A 17,766-nucleotide genomic window follows, 5' to 3' on the forward strand; every position below is an offset into this window, starting at 1 on the left:
CCCCGGAGCTCCGGACCGGCCACTGACAAGAAGTGGGCACCTATCGACTTCTCTTGACCGGCTGCGTATGGCCACGTCCCATGTGGACTACTTCTGGCCACCTTCTGGGGCACTATTCGGCCTCCCCGTGCCGGTGCCCCCGTCCGCCGCCAGCTGCTCGGTGACCAGCCCGACCACCTGCCGGCCACCCACGCCGATCGCGATCAGGCCCAGCCCGTCGAAGAGCAGCGAGAGCGAGAAGAAGAGGCCGAGGACGTACCGGCTGCTGTGCGGCCAGTCGAAGAGCACCAGCAGGCCCAGCAGCAGGCCGAAGGCGCCCTGGAGCAGCGTCCAGCCGAACTGCGGCCCGCGCACCACGACCGAGCCGACCAGCCGGAACACCCCTCCGGTGAGGAAGAGCAGGGCGGCGAACATGGTGAGCGCCTCGGCGCTGCCGTACGGGTCGTGGATCACGACCACACCGGCAGCGATGTTGAGTGCCGCGACGACGACGGCGAGCCAGAAGAAGTTGCTGCCCCGGGACTGGACGGCGTGCGCCAGGCCGACCACGCCGCCGATCAGCAGGAGCCAGCCGAAGAGCAGCATCGAGGTGAGCGTGGCCACGGCGGTGTGGACGAGGCCGACGACGCCGGCGACGGCCAGCAGGATGCCGAGCACGACCAGCACGGCGAAACCGCGGTTGAGCTTTCTGCGCTGGACCCGGGAATCGGCCATCGACAGCTCCCTGAGGGTTGTCCCGCAATGCGTGGTGGATCAGTGCGCGGCGTCGGATGCGGTGCGTCGCAAGGCGGAGGGGCGTCCGCATACCCGAGGCGCGTACGTGCTCCGGCGCCCGGGGCCTGCCGGACGGGAGGCCCTGGTCGGATCATAGGAGCGAACGGTGCGGATAGCATCCGGCGCATGGACCGCACCGAGCCTCAGCTGGAGCACACCGTCGCCGACGGGGTGGCGAGCGTCGTCATCAGCAACCCCGCGAAACGGAACGCCATGACGGCCCCGATGTGGCGGGAGCTGCCCGTCCTGCTGGAGCGGCTGGCGGCCGACGCCTCGGTGCGGGTGCTGGTCCTCACCGGCGCGGGCGACACCTTCTGCGCGGGGGCGGACATCTCCTCCCTCAAGGAGCCCGGGAAGCTGACCTCGGAGCTCACGGTGGCGGCCGAGGAGGCGCTGGCCGCCTTCCCCCGGCCGACGATCGCGGCCGTACGCGGCTACTGCGTGGGGGGCGGGTGCCAACTGGCGGCGGCCTGCGACCTCCGGTTCGCCGAGGAGGGCGCGCGGTTCGGCATCACCCCGGCCAAGCTGGGGATCGTCTACTCGTCCTCCTCGACCCGGCGGCTCGTCGGGCTGGTGGGTCCGGCGACCGCGAAGTACCTCCTCTTCTCCGGGGAGCTGATCGGCACCGAGCGGGCCCTGCGCACGGGGCTGGTCGACGAGGTGCTGCCGCGCGGGAGGCTGGCCGGCCGGATCGCGGAGTTCTGCGGCGTTCTCGCGTCCCGGTCCCAGCTGACCCAGGCGGCGGCGAAGGAGTTCGCCACCGGCCGCACCGACCGGGACGCGTACTGGGCCGCGCAGGCGCGGACGGGCGAGGACACGGCGGAGGGCGTGAGCGCCTTCCTGGAGCGACGGCCGCCGCGCTTCACCTGGACCACCTGAGCCCGGCCGGTGCGTATCGCGCCGGGAGGCACGTACGGGGGTTCCCTCCATACTGACCAGTCGGTAATGTGCGGCGCATGAGTACTCTGCCGCCCCGCGCCGGCCGCCGCTGCCACAACGCCGTCAACCCGCTGCACTCGACGCTCTTCTTCTCCCCCGACCTCGCCACCGAACTCGGCGCGCTCGGGATCGACGACGCCCGGGCCGCGTACTTCGCCGCCCGGGGTGCCGCGCTCGGGGCGGCCGGGGCCGGCACGGTGACCTCGACCTTCTACAACTTCAACCACGAGCTGGTGGCCCGGCATCTGCCGGCCGTCTGGTCGGTGGCCTCCCCCGACGCGGTACTCGCCGCCAGGCTCCGCGCCGCCGACACCACCCTCCGCCGCCTGCTCGGCAAGGAGATCACCGGCTCGTCCGACATGGCGGAGGCCGCCGAGCTGGCGCTGCGGGCCGCCGAGGCGTGCACCCGCCACGCCCGGCCGCTGTACGCCGCCCACGCCGACCTGCCGGTCCCCTCCGAGCCGCACCTCGCCTTCTGGCACGCCGCGACGCTGCTGCGCGAGCACCGGGGCGACGGCCACCTCGCCGCGCTGCTCGCCGCGGGGCTCGACCCGGTCGAGGCGCTGGTCAGCCACACGGCGACCGGTAAGGGCATGTCCCCGCGCTGGGTCCTCGGCACCCGGGGCTGGCGCCGCGCGGACTGGGACGCGGCCTCCGCCCGGCTGCGGGCACGCGGACTGCTGGACGGCGAGGGCTCCCTGACGGAGGCGGGCACCGCGCTGCGGGCGGAGCTGGAGGAGACGACGGACCGGCTGGACGCGGCACCGTACGAGCACCTCGGCGCGGACGGGGTGGCGCGGCTGACCGATCTGGCCCGCGGCTTCCTGTTCACCGCCGCCTCCGCGGGCGCCTTCCCCGGGGATTTGATCGGCAAGGGCTGAGCACCGGACGGAACCGGCGCGGGTTCCCGACCCGTGGTTCGCGGAGGTCGCGCGACACGGCCCCCGGCCACCCGGCACAATGCAGGCGAAGGGGACCACCCCGAATGACGCCCCGCCCCGGCGGAGTCCCTCCGCGCGGCAGGGCGGGGCCGTCAGCAGAGCCAGCAACACAGCCAGTACGAGAAGGCGAGCCGGGAACACCGTGACGACGTCCATCGAAGGCAGGATCGCCGAGGAACTCGGCGTACGTGAGCGACAGGTGGCGGCAGCCGTCGCCTTGCTCGACGGCGGGTCGACCGTCCCGTTCATCGCGCGCTACCGCAAGGAAGCGACGGAGATGCTCGACGACGCCCAGCTGCGCACGCTGGAGGAGCGGCTGCGCTATCTGCGGGAGCTGGAGGACCGCCGTTTCGCGATCCTCGAATCCGTCCGCGAGCAGGGCAAGCTCGACGAGGCGCTGGAGGCCCGCATCCGGGCGGCGGACACCAAGTCGCGCCTGGAGGACATTTACCTGCCGTTCAAGCCGAAGCGGCGGACCAAGGCGCAGATCGCCCGCGAGGCCGGTCTGGAGCCGCTGGCCGACGGGCTGCTCGGCGACCCGTCCGTCGACCCGCTCGCCGCGGCGGCGGCGTTCGTGGACCCGGAGAAGGGGGTCGCGGACGGCGCGGCGGCGCTGGAGGGCGCCCGGTCGATCCTCACCGAGCGCTTCTCCGAGGACGCCGACCTCACCGGTGAGCTGCGCGAGCGGATGTGGACGCGCGGCCGGCTCGCGGCGAAGGTGCGGGCGGGCAAGGAGGAGGACGGATCGAAGTTCGCCGACTACTTCGACTTCACCGAGCCCTTCACCGCGCTGCCCTCGCACCGGATTCTCGCCATGCTCCGGGGCGAGAAGGAGGACGTGCTCGATCTGGTGCTGGAGCCGGAGGAGCCTTCGGAGGAACCGGGACCGTCCGCGTACGAGAACATGGTCGCGCGCCGCTTCGGCATCGCGGACCGGGGGCGGCCGGGCGACAAGTGGCTCGGGGACACGGTCCGCTGGGCCTGGCGGACCCGCATCCTGGTGCACCTCGGCATCGACCTGCGGCTCCGGCTGCGTACCGCGGCGGAGGACGAGGCGGTACGCGTCTTCGCCTCCAACCTCCGCGATCTGCTGCTGGCGGCCCCCGCGGGCACCCGGGCGACGCTGGGGCTCGACCCCGGTTTCCGTACGGGCGTGAAGGTCGCGGTGGTCGACGCGACGGGCAAGGTGGTGGCGACCGACGTCATCCACCCGCACGTCCCGGCGAACCGGTGGGAGGAGTCGCTGACGAAGCTGGAGCGGCTCTGCCGCACGCACTCCGTGGACCTGATCGCCATCGGCAACGGCACCGCGTCCCGTGAGACGGACAAGCTTGCCGCCGAACTCTGCGACAAGAACCCGGAGCTGAAGCTCACCAAGGTGATGGTCTCGGAGGCGGGCGCCTCGGTGTACTCGGCGTCGGCCTTCGCCTCGCAGGAACTCCCCGACATGGACGTGTCGTTGCGCGGCGCGGTGTCGATCGCCCGCCGCCTCCAGGACCCGCTGGCCGAGCTGGTGAAGATCGACCCGAAGTCGATCGGCGTCGGCCAGTACCAGCACGACCTGTCCGAGGTGAAGCTCTCCCGCTCCCTGGACGCCGTGGTCGAGGACTGCGTGAACGGGGTCGGCGTGGACGTCAACACCGCCTCCGCGCCGCTGCTTTCACGGGTGTCGGGGATCAGTTCGGGGCTGGCCGAGAACATCGTCGCGCACCGGGACGCCAACGGCCCCTTCCGTTCCCGCAGGGCCCTCAAGGACGTGGCCCGGCTCGGCCCGAAGGCGTACGAGCAGTGCGCGGGCTTCCTCCGCATCCGGGGCGGGGACGACCCGCTGGACGGGTCGAGCGTGCACCCGGAGGCGTACCCGGTGGTGCGCCGGATGGTGAAGACGGCGGGCACCGAGGTCGCGTCCCTCATCGGCAACACGGAGGTGCTGCGGTCGCTGCGGGCCGACGCGTTCGTGGACGACACCTTCGGTCTGCCGACGGTGACCGACATCCTCAAGGAGCTGGAGAAGCCGGGCCGTGACCCGCGTCCGGCGTTCCGGACCGCCACGTTCAAGGAGGGCGTCGAGAAGATCGGCGACCTGGAGTCCGGGATGGTCCTGGAGGGCGTGGTCACCAACGTCGCCGCGTTCGGGGCGTTCGTCGACGTCGGCGTCCACCAGGACGGCCTGGTCCACGTGTCGGCGATGTCCAGGAACTTCGTGAAGGACCCGCGCGACGTCGTGAAGCCCGGGGACATCGTGAAGGTCAAGGTCATGGACGTCGACGTCCCGCGCAAGCGGATCTCGCTGACGCTGCGCCTGGACGACGAGGCGACGTCCGGCCAGGGCGGCGGCCGGCGGGAGCGCGACGCGGCACCGGGCCAGGGCGGCCGGCCTCCGCGCCAGCGCCAGTCGGACGGCGGCGGACGTCGGCAGGGCGGTGACCGGCGCGGCAGCGGTACGGGCGGCGGCGCCCGACCCTCGGGCGCACCCGCGCCCGCCAACAGCGCCATGGCGGACGCGCTGCGGCGCGCCGGCCTCGCCGACCCGGGCCAGGGCGGCGGCCGGAAGCGCTGACGGCCACCCGGACACGGCGGACGGGCCGGCCCCTCGGGGTCGGCCCGTCGGCGTTGCGCGGGGCGGTCCGGGCCCGGAGGTCTTCCGGCCCGCCTTCGTGCGCCCCCTCAGAGCTCGGTGATCCGCCCGTCCGCGACCTCGATGCGCCGGGTCGTACGGACCGCCTCCAGCATCCGCCGGTCGTGCGTGACCAGGAGGAGCGTGCCGTTGTACGAGTCGAGCGCGGACTCCAGCTGCTCGATGGCGGGCAGGTCGAGGTGGTTGGTGGGCTCGTCCAGGACCAGCAGGTTGACGCCCTTGCCCTGGAGCAGGGCGAGCGCCGCGCGGGTCCGCTCGCCGGGCGACAGCGTGGTCGCCGGGCGCATCACGTGGTCCGCGCGCAGCCCGAACTTGGCGAGCAGGGTGCGCACTTCGGCGGGTTCGGTGTCGGGGACGGCGGCGCAGAAGGCCGCCAGCAGGGTCTCGTCGCCGAGGAAGAGCTTACGCGCCTGGTCGACCTCGCCCACCACCACACCCGAACCGAGCACGGCGGAGCCGGAGTCGACCGCCAGCCGCCCCAACAGTGCTGCCAGCAGAGTGGACTTGCCGGCCCCGTTGGCCCCCGTGATGGCGACCCGGTCGGCCCAGTCGATCTGGAGCGAGACGGGCCCGAAGGTGAAGTCGCCCCGGGCCACGCGGGCTTCGCGCAGGGTGGCGACGACCGAGCCGGAGCGCGGCGCGGTGGCGATCTCCATCCGCAGCTCCCACTCCTTGCGCGGCTCCTCCACGACGTCCAGGCGTTCGATCATGCGCTGGGTCTGCCGGGCCTTGGCCGCCTGCTTCTCGCTGGCCTCGCTGCGGAACTTGCGGCCCAGCTTGTCCGAGTCGGTGGCCTTGCGCCGGGCGTTCTTCACGCCCTTGTCCATCCAGCCCCGCTGCATCTGGGCGCGGCCCTCGAGGGCCGACTTCTTGTCGGCGTACTCCTCGAACTCCTCACGGGCGTGCGTCCGGGCCCGCTCCCGCTCCTCCAGGTAGGAGGCATAGCCGCCGCCGTAGAGGTTGATCTGCTGCTGGGCGAGGTCGAGTTCGAGGACCTTGGTGACCGTACGGGTGAGGAATTCGCGGTCGTGGCTGATGACGACGGTCCCGGCGCGCAGGCCGGAGACGAAGCGTTCCAGGCGCTCCAGACCGCCGAGGTCGAGGTCGTTGGTGGGTTCGTCCAGCAGGAAGACGTCGTACCGCGAGAGCAGCAGGGAGGCGAGCCCGGCGCGGGCGGCCTGCCCGCCGGAGAGCGCGGTCATCGGCAGGTCGAGGCCGACGGTGAGCCCGAGGTCGGCGGCCACTTCCTCGGCCCGCTCGTCCAGGTCGGCGCCGCCGAGGTCGAGCCAGCGCTCCAGCGACTCGGAGTACGCGTCGTCGGCGCCGGGCGCACCGTCCACCAGGGCCTGGGTCGCGGCGTCCATGGCGGCCTGGGCGTCGGCGACGCCGGTGCGGCGGGCGAGGAACTGGCGCACGGTCTCCCCGGGGCGCCGGTCGGGCTCCTGCGGGAGGTGGCCGACGGTGGCGGAAGGGGGCGAGAGCCGCAGCTCCCCCTCCTCGGGCCGGTCGAGCCCCGCGAGCAGCCGGAGCAGGGAGGATTTTCCGGCCCCGTTGACTCCGACGAGACCGATCACGTCCCCGGGGGCGACGACGAGGTCGAGCCCGGCGAAGAGCGTGCGGTCGCCGTGTCCGGCGGCGAGGTCCTTGGCGACGAGAGTGGCAGTCATCAGGGTGTCGATCCTAAGCGTTCCGGGCGTCCCGCCCGTCAATCGGCCCGGACCGCCAAAGCTTCCGGGCCCGCCCCCGAATCGTGACCGGGTCGTTGCGTCTCCCGGGTACCGGGACTCACGCGCGCGGGACGTGGGAGAGGATCGGCGGATGACGACATCGAGAGGGCACGGGTACTGGGCGCTGCCGCTGGTGGCCACGGTCGTCCTGGCGACGGGATGCGGTACGGAGCGGGCCGGGGACGAGGCGGGAGCGGGCCGGAGCGCGCCTGGGACGCCGAGCGCCCCGACGGACTTCCTCTGCCCCGGCGAGGACCCCGCTCCGACGGCTTCGGCGGACTCCGCCGCCTCCCCCGCCGCGACCGCCGCTCCGACCGACCACTACGCCGAGAACCACGGGTTCCGGGTTCCCCTCACGCTCCACGGCCAGAACCGCTGCGACGGCCTCGTGGTCACCGGACGGGTCGAGAGGGCACTCGAACCGCTGCGCAAGCGTGGCGACTTCGCTCCCCAGCACGTGCGGGAGGTGCTCGACGGCCTCGGCTACCGCTCCGGGACCACGTACCAGAACGGCCCGACCGGAGTCGGCTTCCTCATCGTCCTCGACGACTCGCCCTGGTGCGTGGAGGGCGTGGTGAACCGCGACTCCGTCACGGCGGACGCCTTCGGCGGCTACCCCGACGGCACCGACTGCGAGCCCCCGGCGGGCGGCCACTGACCACGGCCTCGCGGATCGGGGCCGTAACCGAACGGGGCCCTCGCGGATCGGGGCCGTAACCGAACGGGGCCCTCGCGGATCGGGGCCGTAACCGAACGGGGCCCTCGCGGATCGGGGCCGTCCGGATCGCGGCCGTGTCCCGGCCATGATCCACCGGGCCCTGTCCTGAAGGCCGGGCCCTCGGTTAGCTTCCGGGTGACAGCGTGCGGGTACGGGAGCGGAGCGACAGGGGTGACGGCATGCCGGACGTGATCGTGGTGGGCGGCGGGGTCAGCGGGCTGACCACGGCGGTGGTGCTCGCGGAGCGGGGCCACCGGGTGCGGGTCTGGTCGCGGGACACGGCGGCGGACACCACCTCGGCGGTGGCGGGCGCCCTGTGGTGGCCGTACCGGATCGAGCCGGCGCGGTCGGTGGGTGACTGGGCCCTGGAGACGCTCGCCGTCCACGAGGAGCTGGCGCAGGACCCGGAGGAGACCGGGGTGAGGATGGTGCCCGGGATCCACCTGGGCGAGCGCCTGGCCGCGCTGGACCCGTGGGCGGCCGGGTTGCGGGACGCGGTGGAGGTGGCGGAGGGGCTGCGGGTGACGCTGCCCCTGATCAGCATGCCCGACCACCTGGCCTGGCTGGAGCGGCGGCTGCGGGCGGCCGGCGGCACCGTCGAGCGGCGCACCGTGAGCGGGTTCGGGGAGGCCGCCGCCGAAGCGGCCGTGGTGGTCGACTGCGCGGGCCTCGGCGCCGAGGCGCTGGCCTCGGACGGCGGGATGCGTCCGGTGCGGGGCCAGCTCGTCCTGGTGGAGAACCCGGGGATCACGGAGTGGTACGCGGCCCCCGATCCCGCGACGGGCTGGACGACGTACGTGTTCCCGCAGCCGTTCGGGCTGGTACTGGGCGGCACCGCGCAGGACGACGACCGGTCCACCGAGCCGGACCCGCGCATCGCCGCCGGCATCATGGCGCGGTGCGCGCGGATCCGGCCCGAGATCGAGGGGGCCAAGGTCCTCGGGCACCGGGTGGGGCTGCGCCCGGCGCGGGACGCGGGGGTGCGGATCGAGGCGGAGGAGCTGCCGGGCGGCGGCCGGGTGGTCCACAACTACGGGCACGGGGGCGCGGGCGTCACGGTCGCCTGGGGCTGCGCGCGGGAGGCTGCGCGCCTGGTGGGGTGAGCCGGACGCGGGGGCGCGGTACCTGACACGCACGGGAAGCCGGACGCGGGGGCGGTACCGGACACCCACGGGGGCCGCCCGGCGCGCCCGGTACCGCCGCCGCACCCACCTCCCGCGTGCCACGGCCTCGTGGCGGCGGCCCCCGGAAGCCCCGTACGGCCCCGGTTTCACTCCGCCGGGGGCGGCCCCGCGGGCCCGGGGTCCTCGTGCTGGTGCCGGTGGTCCTCGGTGACCTGGCTCCCGGGGCCGATCCGGATCTCGAAGTCGCCGTCGTATTTCGCGTGGCCCTGGACGACCGCGCTCTCGACCGCCTCGATGCCGAACTCCTGGCGGACGATGAGCGGGTCCTGACGCAGGTCCCGCATGAGGGAGACGCACATGCCGACCATCACGATCGTGAAGGGCGCGGCGACCAGGATGGTGAGGTTCTGGAGGCCGGCCAGCGCGTCGCCCTCGCCGTCGCCGATGAGCAGCATGACGGCGGCGACCGCACCGGTGACGACGCCCCAGAAGACGACCACCCACCGGCCCGGCTCCAGGACGCCCTTCTGCGAGAGGGTGCCCATGACGATGGAGGCGGCGTCCGCGCCGGAGACGAAGAAGATCCCGACGAGGATCATCACCAGGACGCTCATCAGGGTGGCGACCGGGAACTGCTGGAGGACCCCGAAGAGCTGCGCCTCCGGGGTGTCGGCGCCCGCGAGCTTGCCCGCTTCCTTGAGCCGGATCGCGGAGCCGCCGAAGATCGCGAACCAGACCAGGCTGACGGTGCTGGGGACGAGGATGACCCCGCCGATGAACTGGCGGATGGTGCGGCCCCGGCTGATGCGGGCGATGAACATGCCGACGAAGGGCGTCCAGGAGATCCACCACGCCCAGTAGAAGACCGTCCAGGAGCCCAGCCAGTCGGCGACCTCGCCCTCGCCGGTCGCCTCGGTGCGTCCGGCGAGCTGGGGCAGTTCGCGGAAGTACTCGGCGATGGAGGTGGGCAGCAGGTCGAGCACGATGATCGTGGGGCCGGCGACGAACACGAAGACGGCGAGGATCAGGGCGAGCACCATGTTGATGTTGGAGAGCCACTGGATGCCCTTCTCCACCCCGGAGACGGCCGAGGCGACGAAGGCCACGGTCAGCACGGCGATGATGGCGACGAGCAGGCCCGTGCCGGTCTTCTCCCGCCAGTTCAGCTCGTGGAATCCGCTGCCGATCTGGAGCGCGCCGAGCCCGAGGGAGGCGGCCGAGCCGAACAGGGTCGCGAAGATAGCGAGGATGTCGATGATCCTGCCGAAGCCGCCCCGGGAGTGGTGTTCCCCGATGAGCGGTTCGAAGACGGCGCTGATCGTCTGCCGGCGGCGCCTGCGGTAGGTGCTGTACGCGATGGCGAGCCCGACCACCGCGTAGATCGCCCAGGGGTGGAGCGTCCAGTGGAAGAGGGTGGTGGCCATCGCGGTCTGCATCGCCTCCGCCTCGTCGACGGGGCGGGTTCCGGGGGGCGGGTCCGTGAAATGGGCCAGCGGCTCGCTCACCCCGTAGAACATCAGGCCGATGCCCATGCCGGCGCTGAACATCATCGCGACCCAGGAGACGGTCCGGAACTCCGGTTCCTCCCCCTCCTGGCCGAGCTGGATCCGTCCGTAGCGGCTGATCGCCAGCCACAGCGCGAAGACCACGAAGCCGGACGCGGCGAGCATGAAGGCCCAGCCGCCGTTGTGGATGAGCCCTTCGAGCAGATCGGTGGAGACGCTTTCCAGCGAGTCGGTCGCGACCGAGCCCCAGAGCACGAAGGCGAGCGTGAGGACGGCGGTGACGCCGAAGACCACCCGGTCGGTGACGGGTTTTTGCCCGTGGCGCGGGTCTTCGGGGAGGTCCGCCGTGACGGGCAGGCCGTCCGGCTTCGGGTCGTCCTGCGGCACGTGGGGCACCTGGGTACCTTTCGGGAGTCCGGACATCACTCCTTGTAGGCAGTACCACACGGGGCGCGACCGGTCGGGGATCCACGAGCGGTGGCGGTCCGCCCGTGCCCGTTCACCCGCCCGTTCACGCGCGCGCTCACCCCGTGCGGGCGGCTCGGCGCGCCTCGCGAGCCAGGGGCAGATACCGCATCCGCTCGGGAAGGGCCGGCACCACGCGGCGTACGACGGCGCCGAAGCGCCGTAGGCGCCTCTCCTGCGCGGGGGTCCACTCCAGGCCGATCGCGGCGCGGGCGTCGGGCGGCATCAGACCGACCGTGAGGAAGGCGCGGAACCGGGCGAGCGGCGGCAGGATCACCGGCCACAGGACGCGCGCGACCAGGCGCAGCGGCAGGGGCCCCCGGTCGGGCGGCGGTACGGGCCGGTCGGTGGCGACCAGCTCCTCGACGACCGCGTTGCGCTCCAGCTCCTCGGCGAGCACCTTGCGGTAGTAGGGCCAGAACTCCTCGATCGTCCGGGGCATGTCCCGGTCGTGGATGCCGAGGACGCGGCCGACCTGGAGCCACTCCCGGTACAGCGCGCGCTCCTGGGCGTCGGTGAGCGGGCGTACGAGGTAGCGCGAGGCGTGCTGGTAGACGGGGAAGCCGGTGGCGTGCACCCAGGCGTAGTTCGCCGGGGTGAGGGCGTGGTAGCCGCGCCCCCGGGAGTCGGTGCCCTGGATGGTGCGGTGCAGGGCGCGCAGCCGCCGCCCTTCGGCCACGCCCTTCTCGCCGCCGTACACCCAGAGCTGGAGGGAGCGCAGGGACCGTTCGCCGCGCCCCCAGGGGTCGGTGCGGAAGACCGAGTGCTCGTCGACGCCCGCGCCCACGGCGGGGTGGGCGACTTGGAGGGTGAGTGCGGCGGGCAGCATCAGCAGCCCTCGGACGTCACCGGCGAGGCTCCACAGCACACCGCCCGGCGGGGGCGGCACGGGGTCCGTCCGCCCGGTTCCCTCGGCGCTCATACGGATGCTCCCGGCGGTCGGCGGCCAAGCGGACACCTGGCCCGTTCGCAGGTGGCCGCGCGTGTACGCCTCCCAGTATGCGAGTGGACCACCGGCGCGGCACCGGCGGGCCCGGCAGCGGATTCGTCTCGGCCCGTTGACGCCCCGATGAAACAAGTCAATAGTATTTGTAACATTGACTCCGAAGCCCTCTCCGGCCTCAACCCCCTTGCTCAGCACGTGAGTTGACCGGGCCGGTTACACAAACCACGGGCGCGGGGTCGGCACGGTGAACCGCACATTTCCGCAGGAGGGTGCACATCATGGGCCGTTACAGCCGCCTGAGGGCGATCCGCCGGATGGACCCGGTGCGCGACTGCGCCGAGATCCTCCGGCTGGTGTCCCAGTACGAGTTCCCCTGGGACTACCGGCAGGGCGTGAGCGTCGCGTTCCTGCGCGACTTCGGCATCCCGGGCATCTCCGTACTGCTCGACCGCACCCAGGAGTTCGAACGCAGCGGGCAGAAGCGCTACGACGACACGGTGCTGCTCACCTACGAGTTGACGGCCGACGGCTTCGAATCGGAGCGCGCACGGGCCGCCGCCCGCCACCTCAACCGCATTCACAGCCGCTACCGCATACCCAACGAGGACTACCTCTACGTCCTGGCCACCACGGTCGTCGGCCCCAAGCGCTGGATCGACCGGTTCGGCTGGCGCCCGCTGTGCCCGGAGGAGGTACAGGCCCTCGCCGAAGTCGGGCGGAACATGGGCCGGGTGATGGGCCTCACGTCGGTCCCCGCCACCTACGCGGAGTTCGAGGAACTGCTCGAAGCGTACGAGGCGGAGATGTTCGCGCCCGTCCCGGCGAACCGCCGGGTCGCCACCGCCACGCTGCGCACCATGGCCGGCTGGTACCCGTCCCCGCTGCGCCCGCTGGTGGCCCGGTTCGTCCTGGCCCTGCTGGACGAACCGCTGCTGCGGGCCCTGGGGTTCACCCCGCAGCCCCGCCCGGTCCAGATCCTGGCGGTGCGGGCACTGCGCGTCCGCGCCCACGTCGTACGGCTGTTGCCCGCCCGGCCCGGATGGCTGCCGTCCAGACCCCGTCCGCGCAGCTACCCCTTCGGCTACCGGCTCGACGACCTGGGGCCGCACTGGGCGCAGAACCGCCCGATCGAGCCGCTGCCCGACGAGGTGGCGGATGCGGCGGACTCGTCCGGGGTTCCTCCGCGTCCGGCTCCTTAGCGCCTCTCGTCCGGAGCATGCCGGGCGGGCGGTGTCCGACGTGCACGGCCGGACACGGCCCGGCGGTTCACCCGGCCGCGAGGAGGGGGACGAGGCAGCGACGGGCGAAGGCCGCCACCTGCGCGTCGTCGTCGAGCTCGAAGCAGCTCAGCGGGTTGAGGAGGAAGGAGACGGTGATGCGCACCATCACCTCGGCGACGGGCGCCGAGTCCGTCTCGGGCCGGCCCTCCAGCTGCTGGGCGTGGCGGAGGCGGTCGGTCAGGAAGTCGCGCATGGCGAGGAACGCGGGACCGCTGTCCACCGTGAGGAAGGGCAGCATGACCTCCGGCTCCAGCTTCAGCAGACCCCCGATGAGCGGGTGTTCGCGGACGTGCCGGAGCACCGCCACGAACCCGGCGACCAGCCGTTCCTCCACCGACGGCAGTGCGGCCACCGCCTCGTCCACCTCCCCCACGAAGCGGCGGTACTCGCGCAGCAGGCAGGCGGAGACCAGGGCCTCCTTGTTGCCGATGCGCCGGTAGACCGTGACCCGGGAGACCTTGGCCCGCCGGGCCACGTCGTCGACGGTGGAGCGGCGCAGCCCGAGGGTCATGAACTGCTCGCGCGCCGCGTCGAGGATCTGCTCGGTCAACGCGTCGGAGGGCGGGGCCTTTTCGAGCGCACGCGCCGTCAGCGCCTCGTCACCGGCCGGTACCGTCATGAGTTCTCCCCCGTGTCGCCGCCGTCCGTGCCACTCGCCGCCACCTTAACCGCTGGTGCTACAAGGAGACATGAGCCGTCGCTCCGTATCCACCGAGGCGAGGCCTTCCAGGCCCTTGCCGGACGGCCCCGGTCACACCCCCCGCATCTCACGCCCCGCTCCCAGCGCCCGACGCCCGCCTACCCGCGCGCGGCTTCCTCGGGGAAGTCGCTCAGAAATCTCTCCAGCTCGTCCCGCGAGTGGTAGGAGACGTTCAGCCGGGTCGGCCTCCTGCCGCCGGGAAACCACAGGTACAGGGCGTTCCACGTCTTGCCCCGCTTGACACGGGCGACCAGACCGGCGGCCTGGGCACGGGGAATGACATGGACCAGTTTCTCGGGCCGGTTCTTCGGACGGGGCCCGCGGTGCGCAGCAGGTTAACCGGTGCCGAGCACGGTCTCGCCTCAGCCGGACAGCGGACAGGAGGCCTGCGCGGGCCGGGAGTCGCTGTTCCGGGCGGCGGAGTCGAGCTCTGAGCGACGGAGTCACGACGCGAACCGCCCGTCGCTCACCCGAGGTCGTACACCGTCACCGGAACGCCGCGGCTCACCAGCCTCTGCTCTATGAGCGGTTCGATCCGGGACCAGTGGCCGCCCGCGAGACCGCAGCCGATCCTCGGCATGTGGACCGACGCGCCTACGGCACGCCCCAGCTCGACGGCGCGTTCGGCCACCGTCTCCAGGCCCGCGTCGATCGCCTCGTACCGCACGGGCGCACTGCCGCTTCCTCTGCGTATCCCCCGCTGGCCCACCAGGTTGGCCACCCACAGGAGGGGGCCCACCCGTACGAACTGGACGGCGCCCAGGCCGAAGTCGTTCCCCGCGCGTTCGCGGTACCAGCGGCGGTAGGCGGCCTCGGGCTCCGGCCAGCGGCGCGAGAGGGCCAGGACGAAGCCCTTGCCCCAGCCACCCCGGTCGTTGCAGACGTGCACGATCAGCTGGACGCCCTGGGCCTGAGGAGCGGTGGCGTCGCCCTTGAGGTACGTAATCCCCGACATGTCACCCACCGTAGGGGCGGCCACTGACAAGCACCCCGGCCGCGTCCGCACGGTTCAGCCTTCGCGCTTCGCCGGTGCCGGTGCCGGTGCCGGTGCGGAATCCTGGCGGTCCGTCGACGGGAAACGCTTCAGGCCCAGTGCGGCGAGCAGGTGGAGCTTGGCCGGCCGGGACGCCGCTCGCCGGGCGCGGCGGGCTGGACAACCGCCCGCCACCCCTCCAGGGCTCGTCAGACGAGACCTGGAGGGGTGGCGGCCCGGTGGTCGTGCGTGACGCGGGTGAGGAAGAAGTCCCGGACGTCCCCGGCGAGCAGCTCCGGCACCTCCATCGCGGCGAAGTGGCCGCCGCGCTCGAACTCCGACCAGTGCCTGATGTCGTACAGCCGCTCGGCCAGCGGTCGCACCGACTGCGTGATGTCGTGCGCGAACACCGCCACGCCCACCGGTACCGGGCACGGGTCGACGCGCCGCGGAGCGTCGCGGTGCAGCCGCGCCGAGGAAGCCGCGGTGGCAGTCAGCCAGTACAGCGAGATGTCGGTGAGCATCCGCTCGTCACTGATCGGCGAGCGGGGGTCCGTCCACTGCGCGAAGCGCTCGGCGATCCAGGCCAACTGCCCGACCGGCGAGTCGGTCAGCGCGTATCCGATGGTCTGCGGGGTCGTGGCCTGCAGGGCCTGGTACGGCGGACGGTTCGCCATCAGCTGCCGGATCCTGTCCAGCCGCGCCTCGTCCGTCTCGGACAGTTCGATGCCGGCGTCCGGCACCGGTCGGGTCGGCAGGTAGTTGACGTGAACCCCGACGACCCGTTCGGGTGCCACCGCGCCGAGCGCCGTCGAGATGCCCGAGCCGAAGTCGCCGCCCTGCGCGCCGTAGCGCTCGTACCCGAGCCGGCGCATGAGTTCGGCCCAGGCCCGCGCGATCCGGACCGTGTCCCAGCCACGTTCGTGGGTCGGACCGGAGAAGCCGTACCCCGGGATGGACGGAATCACCAGGTGGAAGTCGTGTGACAGCGGTTCGATCACGTCGAGGAACTCGAGGAACGAACCGGGCCAGCCATGGGTGAGGATCAGCGCGAGCGCGTCGGGCGTCGAAGACCGGACGTGGACGAAGTGGATGTTCTGGCCGTCGATCTCGGTGGTGAAGTGCGGAAGCTCGTTGAGCTCCTCCTCGTGCTCGCGCCAGTCGTAGCCGGTGCGCCAGTATTCGGCCAGTTCCCTGAGCCTCGCCAGCGGGAAGCCGTAGTCCCACCCGGCGTCGGTGACCTCGTTGGGCCAACGGGTGCGGGAGAGCCGGTCGTTCAGGTCGTCGAGGTCGGCCTGGGGGATGTCGATGCGGAACGGCTTGATCATGGTCTCAACTCCACGAGCTGCATTCGACGTTCGAACGTTCGGACGACATCGTTCCGCCTCGCCGAATCGTTCGCCACACTAACGTTTCTCTCGTCGATGACGATAGTTCGTTAGTGGGACTAACGCAACGTAGGATCACCACATGAACAACGGAACGCCCGACACGGCGAGTGAGACCGACCGCCTGGTCACCGCCACGCGGCTGCGGAATCTGGGGACCCGTCTTCTGTCGCTGGCCGCGATCCACTCGGATCGCCTGGTGAACGAGGAGCTGACACGCGCGGGCGCCCGCAAGTGGCATTACGCGGCGCTCGCCACGCTGGACGAGTTCGGACCCGCCAGCCAGGCGGAGCTGAGTCGCCGCACGGGGATCTACCGCAGCGACATGGTCACGGTGATCAACGAACTGGCCGATCGCGGACTGGTGGAACGCGCGGCCAATCCCGCCGATCGCCGGCAGAACATCATCTCCGTCACGAAGCAGGGGCACCGGCACCTGCTGAAGCTGGACAAGCTGCTCACCGAGACGGAGAACGCGGTGCTCGCGCCACTGACCCCGCCGGAACGCGAGGAGTTGACCCGGCTCCTCACTGCACTCGTGGATCACCACGGCCGGAACATGTGAACAGACCGCGCCGCCTCATCCGGTTCACGGCGGTGCGCGTACGCGTCGCTGCGCACCTTCGTCCGTACCCCGTTCGAGCCGTACGCCGACCACCCGTCCGCAACGCGACGTGACCCGATCGGTCCCGCAACCGGTCGCGCACGGTCACGGCGGCCGAGGCCCCCGGTTCCGTGGGCCCGGTGAGGGTTTCACCACGGTGGTGAGACAGCAATACTGTTGCACGCGATCGCCGGACCGGGGCGATCGGGACCGATCCGGCCATCTCCGGGCACCGAGGAGCAGACATGGCGACCGCGCCCGAGGAGCCGACCCTCACCGTCGACGAATTGGCGGCCCGCGCCGGGGTGACCGTGCGCACCGTGCGTTTCTACAGCACCCGGGGGCTGTTGCCGCCTCCCGTGATCGGACCGCGCCGGGTCGGGCACTACGGGCACGGCCATCTGTCGCGGCTGGCGCTGATCGAGGAGCTCCAGCGCCAGGGCATGACGCTGGCCGCGATCGAGCGGTATCTGGAGCAGTTGCCGGAGGATCTCAGCGCCCACGATCTGGCGATCCACCGGGCGCTGGTGGCGTCCTGGGCGCCGGACGTGGTCGAGGAGATGACCGGGGCGGAGCTGGAGCGGCGGGCGGGCAGGCCGCTCACCGGGGAGGATCTCGACCGGCTGGCGGCGATGGGCGTGCTGCTGGACGGGCCCGAGGGGGGCTGGGCCTCGCCCGGGAAGGTCCACCGGGTCGATCCGGGGCTGCTCCGGCTGGGGGTGGAGCTGCTGGACGTGCCGATCGCGCACGAGACGATCCTCCGGGCGCGTACGGTCCTGCTGGAGCACACCCGGTCGGCGGCGGCCGAGTTGACCCGGCTCTTCCGGGACGAGGTGTGGAGCCCGTACCGTGAGCGCGAGGCGGACCCGGAGCACGTGGCCGCGATGAAGTCGCTCTCGGCGCACATGCAGCCGCTGGTGATGCAGGCGCTGGTGACCGCGTTCCAGAGGTCGCTGACGGCCGAGCTGCGCGCCGCGTTCCAGGCGCCCTGACGTGACGCCGGAACGTGGCGCACCGTACGCCCGGACGGTGGCCCGCCGAGGG

Annotated in this window: 15 protein-coding genes; 8 read left to right on the forward strand and 7 right to left on the reverse strand. The window is 72.4% G+C overall.

Features of this window, described 5'->3' with window-relative positions; all coding sequences use genetic code 11:
* Positions 1–87: 87 nt before the first annotated feature.
* Positions 88–714, reverse strand: a complete 627-nt coding sequence (locus ACFWEE_RS15595) for an HdeD family acid-resistance protein (RefSeq protein ID WP_386889426.1) — start codon at positions 712–714, stop codon at positions 88–90.
* Between the two features lie 186 nt (positions 715–900).
* Here ACFWEE_RS15595 and ACFWEE_RS15600 point away from each other — a divergent pair, with 186 nt between their 5' ends.
* From ACFWEE_RS15600 to ACFWEE_RS15610, 3 genes are all read left to right on the forward strand, one after another.
* Positions 901–1,653, forward strand: coding sequence for an enoyl-CoA hydratase/isomerase family protein (locus ACFWEE_RS15600; RefSeq protein ID WP_386889427.1), 753 nt, complete (start codon positions 901–903; stop codon positions 1,651–1,653).
* A gap of 77 nt (positions 1,654–1,730) precedes the next feature.
* The gene (locus ACFWEE_RS15605) at positions 1,731–2,594 is read left to right on the forward strand and encodes a hypothetical protein (RefSeq protein WP_386889429.1); all 864 of its coding nucleotides are present in this window, start codon (positions 1,731–1,733) and stop codon (positions 2,592–2,594) included.
* 202 nt (positions 2,595–2,796) lie between these two features.
* On the forward strand, positions 2,797–5,214 hold the full coding sequence (locus tag ACFWEE_RS15610; RefSeq protein ID WP_386889431.1) for a Tex family protein: 2,418 nt from the start codon (positions 2,797–2,799) through the stop codon (positions 5,212–5,214).
* A 107-nt stretch (positions 5,215–5,321) separates the two neighbouring features.
* On the opposite strand, the gene ACFWEE_RS15615 is transcribed toward ACFWEE_RS15610, so the two are convergent.
* Positions 5,322–6,959, reverse strand: a complete 1,638-nt coding sequence (locus ACFWEE_RS15615; RefSeq protein ID WP_386889432.1) for an ABC-F family ATP-binding cassette domain-containing protein — start codon at positions 6,957–6,959, stop codon at positions 5,322–5,324.
* Positions 6,960–7,110: 151 nt separating this feature from the next.
* Here ACFWEE_RS15615 and ACFWEE_RS15620 point away from each other — a divergent pair, with 151 nt between their 5' ends.
* Both ACFWEE_RS15620 and ACFWEE_RS15625 read left to right on the forward strand, forming a co-directional pair.
* Complete coding sequence (locus tag ACFWEE_RS15620) at positions 7,111–7,677, forward strand: hypothetical protein (protein WP_386889434.1); 567 nt, start codon at positions 7,111–7,113, stop codon at positions 7,675–7,677.
* A 239-nt stretch (positions 7,678–7,916) separates the two neighbouring features.
* Entirely contained in the window at positions 7,917–8,840 is a 924-nt protein-coding gene (locus ACFWEE_RS15625; RefSeq protein WP_386889436.1) for an FAD-dependent oxidoreductase, read from the forward strand.
* 167 nt (positions 8,841–9,007) lie between these two features.
* Here the strand turns inward: ACFWEE_RS15625 and ACFWEE_RS15630 are convergent, their stop codons facing one another.
* Positions 9,008–10,753 (reverse strand): BCCT family transporter, encoded by a 1,746-nt coding sequence (locus tag ACFWEE_RS15630; RefSeq protein ID WP_386889550.1) that lies wholly within the window; start codon positions 10,751–10,753, stop codon positions 9,008–9,010.
* Positions 10,754–10,889: 136 nt separating this feature from the next.
* Positions 10,890–11,753, reverse strand: coding sequence for an oxygenase MpaB family protein (locus ACFWEE_RS15635; protein ID WP_386889438.1), 864 nt, complete (start codon positions 11,751–11,753; stop codon positions 10,890–10,892).
* Between the two features lie 302 nt (positions 11,754–12,055).
* Between ACFWEE_RS15635 and ACFWEE_RS15640 the strand changes: the two genes are divergently transcribed.
* On the forward strand, positions 12,056–12,976 hold the full coding sequence (locus tag ACFWEE_RS15640; RefSeq protein WP_386889439.1) for an oxygenase MpaB family protein: 921 nt from the start codon (positions 12,056–12,058) through the stop codon (positions 12,974–12,976).
* A 67-nt stretch (positions 12,977–13,043) separates the two neighbouring features.
* Here the strand turns inward: ACFWEE_RS15640 and ACFWEE_RS15645 are convergent, their stop codons facing one another.
* The 3 genes from ACFWEE_RS15645 to ACFWEE_RS15655 form a co-directional block, all read right to left on the reverse strand.
* Positions 13,044–13,676: a TetR/AcrR family transcriptional regulator gene (locus ACFWEE_RS15645; protein WP_386889441.1), complete on the reverse strand. Its 633-nt coding sequence runs from the start codon at positions 13,674–13,676 to the stop codon at positions 13,044–13,046.
* 547 nt (positions 13,677–14,223) lie between these two features.
* A complete protein-coding gene (locus tag ACFWEE_RS15650) occupies positions 14,224–14,712 on the reverse strand; it encodes a macro domain-containing protein (RefSeq protein ID WP_386889443.1) in 489 nt (162 codons plus the stop codon).
* Between the two features lie 227 nt (positions 14,713–14,939).
* Positions 14,940–16,058 (reverse strand): epoxide hydrolase family protein, encoded by a 1,119-nt coding sequence (locus ACFWEE_RS15655; protein ID WP_386889444.1) that lies wholly within the window; start codon positions 16,056–16,058, stop codon positions 14,940–14,942.
* A gap of 142 nt (positions 16,059–16,200) precedes the next feature.
* On the opposite strand from ACFWEE_RS15655, the gene ACFWEE_RS15660 reads away from it, so the two are divergent.
* Together ACFWEE_RS15660 and ACFWEE_RS15665 are read left to right on the forward strand one after the other, a co-directional pair.
* Positions 16,201–16,683, forward strand: a complete 483-nt coding sequence (locus ACFWEE_RS15660) for a MarR family winged helix-turn-helix transcriptional regulator (protein WP_386889446.1) — start codon at positions 16,201–16,203, stop codon at positions 16,681–16,683.
* 284 nt (positions 16,684–16,967) lie between these two features.
* The gene (locus ACFWEE_RS15665; protein WP_386889448.1) at positions 16,968–17,714 is read left to right on the forward strand and encodes a MerR family transcriptional regulator; all 747 of its coding nucleotides are present in this window, start codon (positions 16,968–16,970) and stop codon (positions 17,712–17,714) included.
* Positions 17,715–17,766: the final 52 nt, after the last annotated feature.

Origin of the sequence: Streptomyces sp. NPDC060184 (genome assembly GCF_042728795.1) — a bacterium.
Taxonomy (GTDB): domain Bacteria; phylum Actinomycetota; class Actinomycetes; order Streptomycetales; family Streptomycetaceae; genus Streptomyces.

Coding starts and splice junctions, on each gene's coding strand:
- ACFWEE_RS15595 (WP_386889426.1), bottom strand. CDS start 714: ATGGCCGATTCCCGGGTCCAGCGCAGAAAGCTCAACCGCGGTTTCGCC.
- ACFWEE_RS15600 (WP_386889427.1), top strand. CDS start 901: ATGGACCGCACCGAGCCTCAGCTGGAGCACACCGTCGCCGACGGGGTG.
- ACFWEE_RS15605 (WP_386889429.1), top strand. CDS start 1,731: ATGAGTACTCTGCCGCCCCGCGCCGGCCGCCGCTGCCACAACGCCGTC.
- ACFWEE_RS15615 (WP_386889432.1), bottom strand. CDS start 6,959: ATGACTGCCACTCTCGTCGCCAAGGACCTCGCCGCCGGACACGGCGAC.
- ACFWEE_RS15620 (WP_386889434.1), top strand. CDS start 7,111: ATGACGACATCGAGAGGGCACGGGTACTGGGCGCTGCCGCTGGTGGCC.
- ACFWEE_RS15625 (WP_386889436.1), top strand. CDS start 7,917: ATGCCGGACGTGATCGTGGTGGGCGGCGGGGTCAGCGGGCTGACCACG.
- ACFWEE_RS15635 (WP_386889438.1), bottom strand. CDS start 11,753: ATGAGCGCCGAGGGAACCGGGCGGACGGACCCCGTGCCGCCCCCGCCG.
- ACFWEE_RS15640 (WP_386889439.1), top strand. CDS start 12,056: ATGGGCCGTTACAGCCGCCTGAGGGCGATCCGCCGGATGGACCCGGTG.
- ACFWEE_RS15645 (WP_386889441.1), bottom strand. CDS start 13,676: ATGACGGTACCGGCCGGTGACGAGGCGCTGACGGCGCGTGCGCTCGAA.
- ACFWEE_RS15650 (WP_386889443.1), bottom strand. CDS start 14,712: ATGTCGGGGATTACGTACCTCAAGGGCGACGCCACCGCTCCTCAGGCC.
- ACFWEE_RS15655 (WP_386889444.1), bottom strand. CDS start 16,058: ATGATCAAGCCGTTCCGCATCGACATCCCCCAGGCCGACCTCGACGAC.
- ACFWEE_RS15660 (WP_386889446.1), top strand. CDS start 16,201: ATGAACAACGGAACGCCCGACACGGCGAGTGAGACCGACCGCCTGGTC.
- ACFWEE_RS15665 (WP_386889448.1), top strand. CDS start 16,968: ATGGCGACCGCGCCCGAGGAGCCGACCCTCACCGTCGACGAATTGGCG.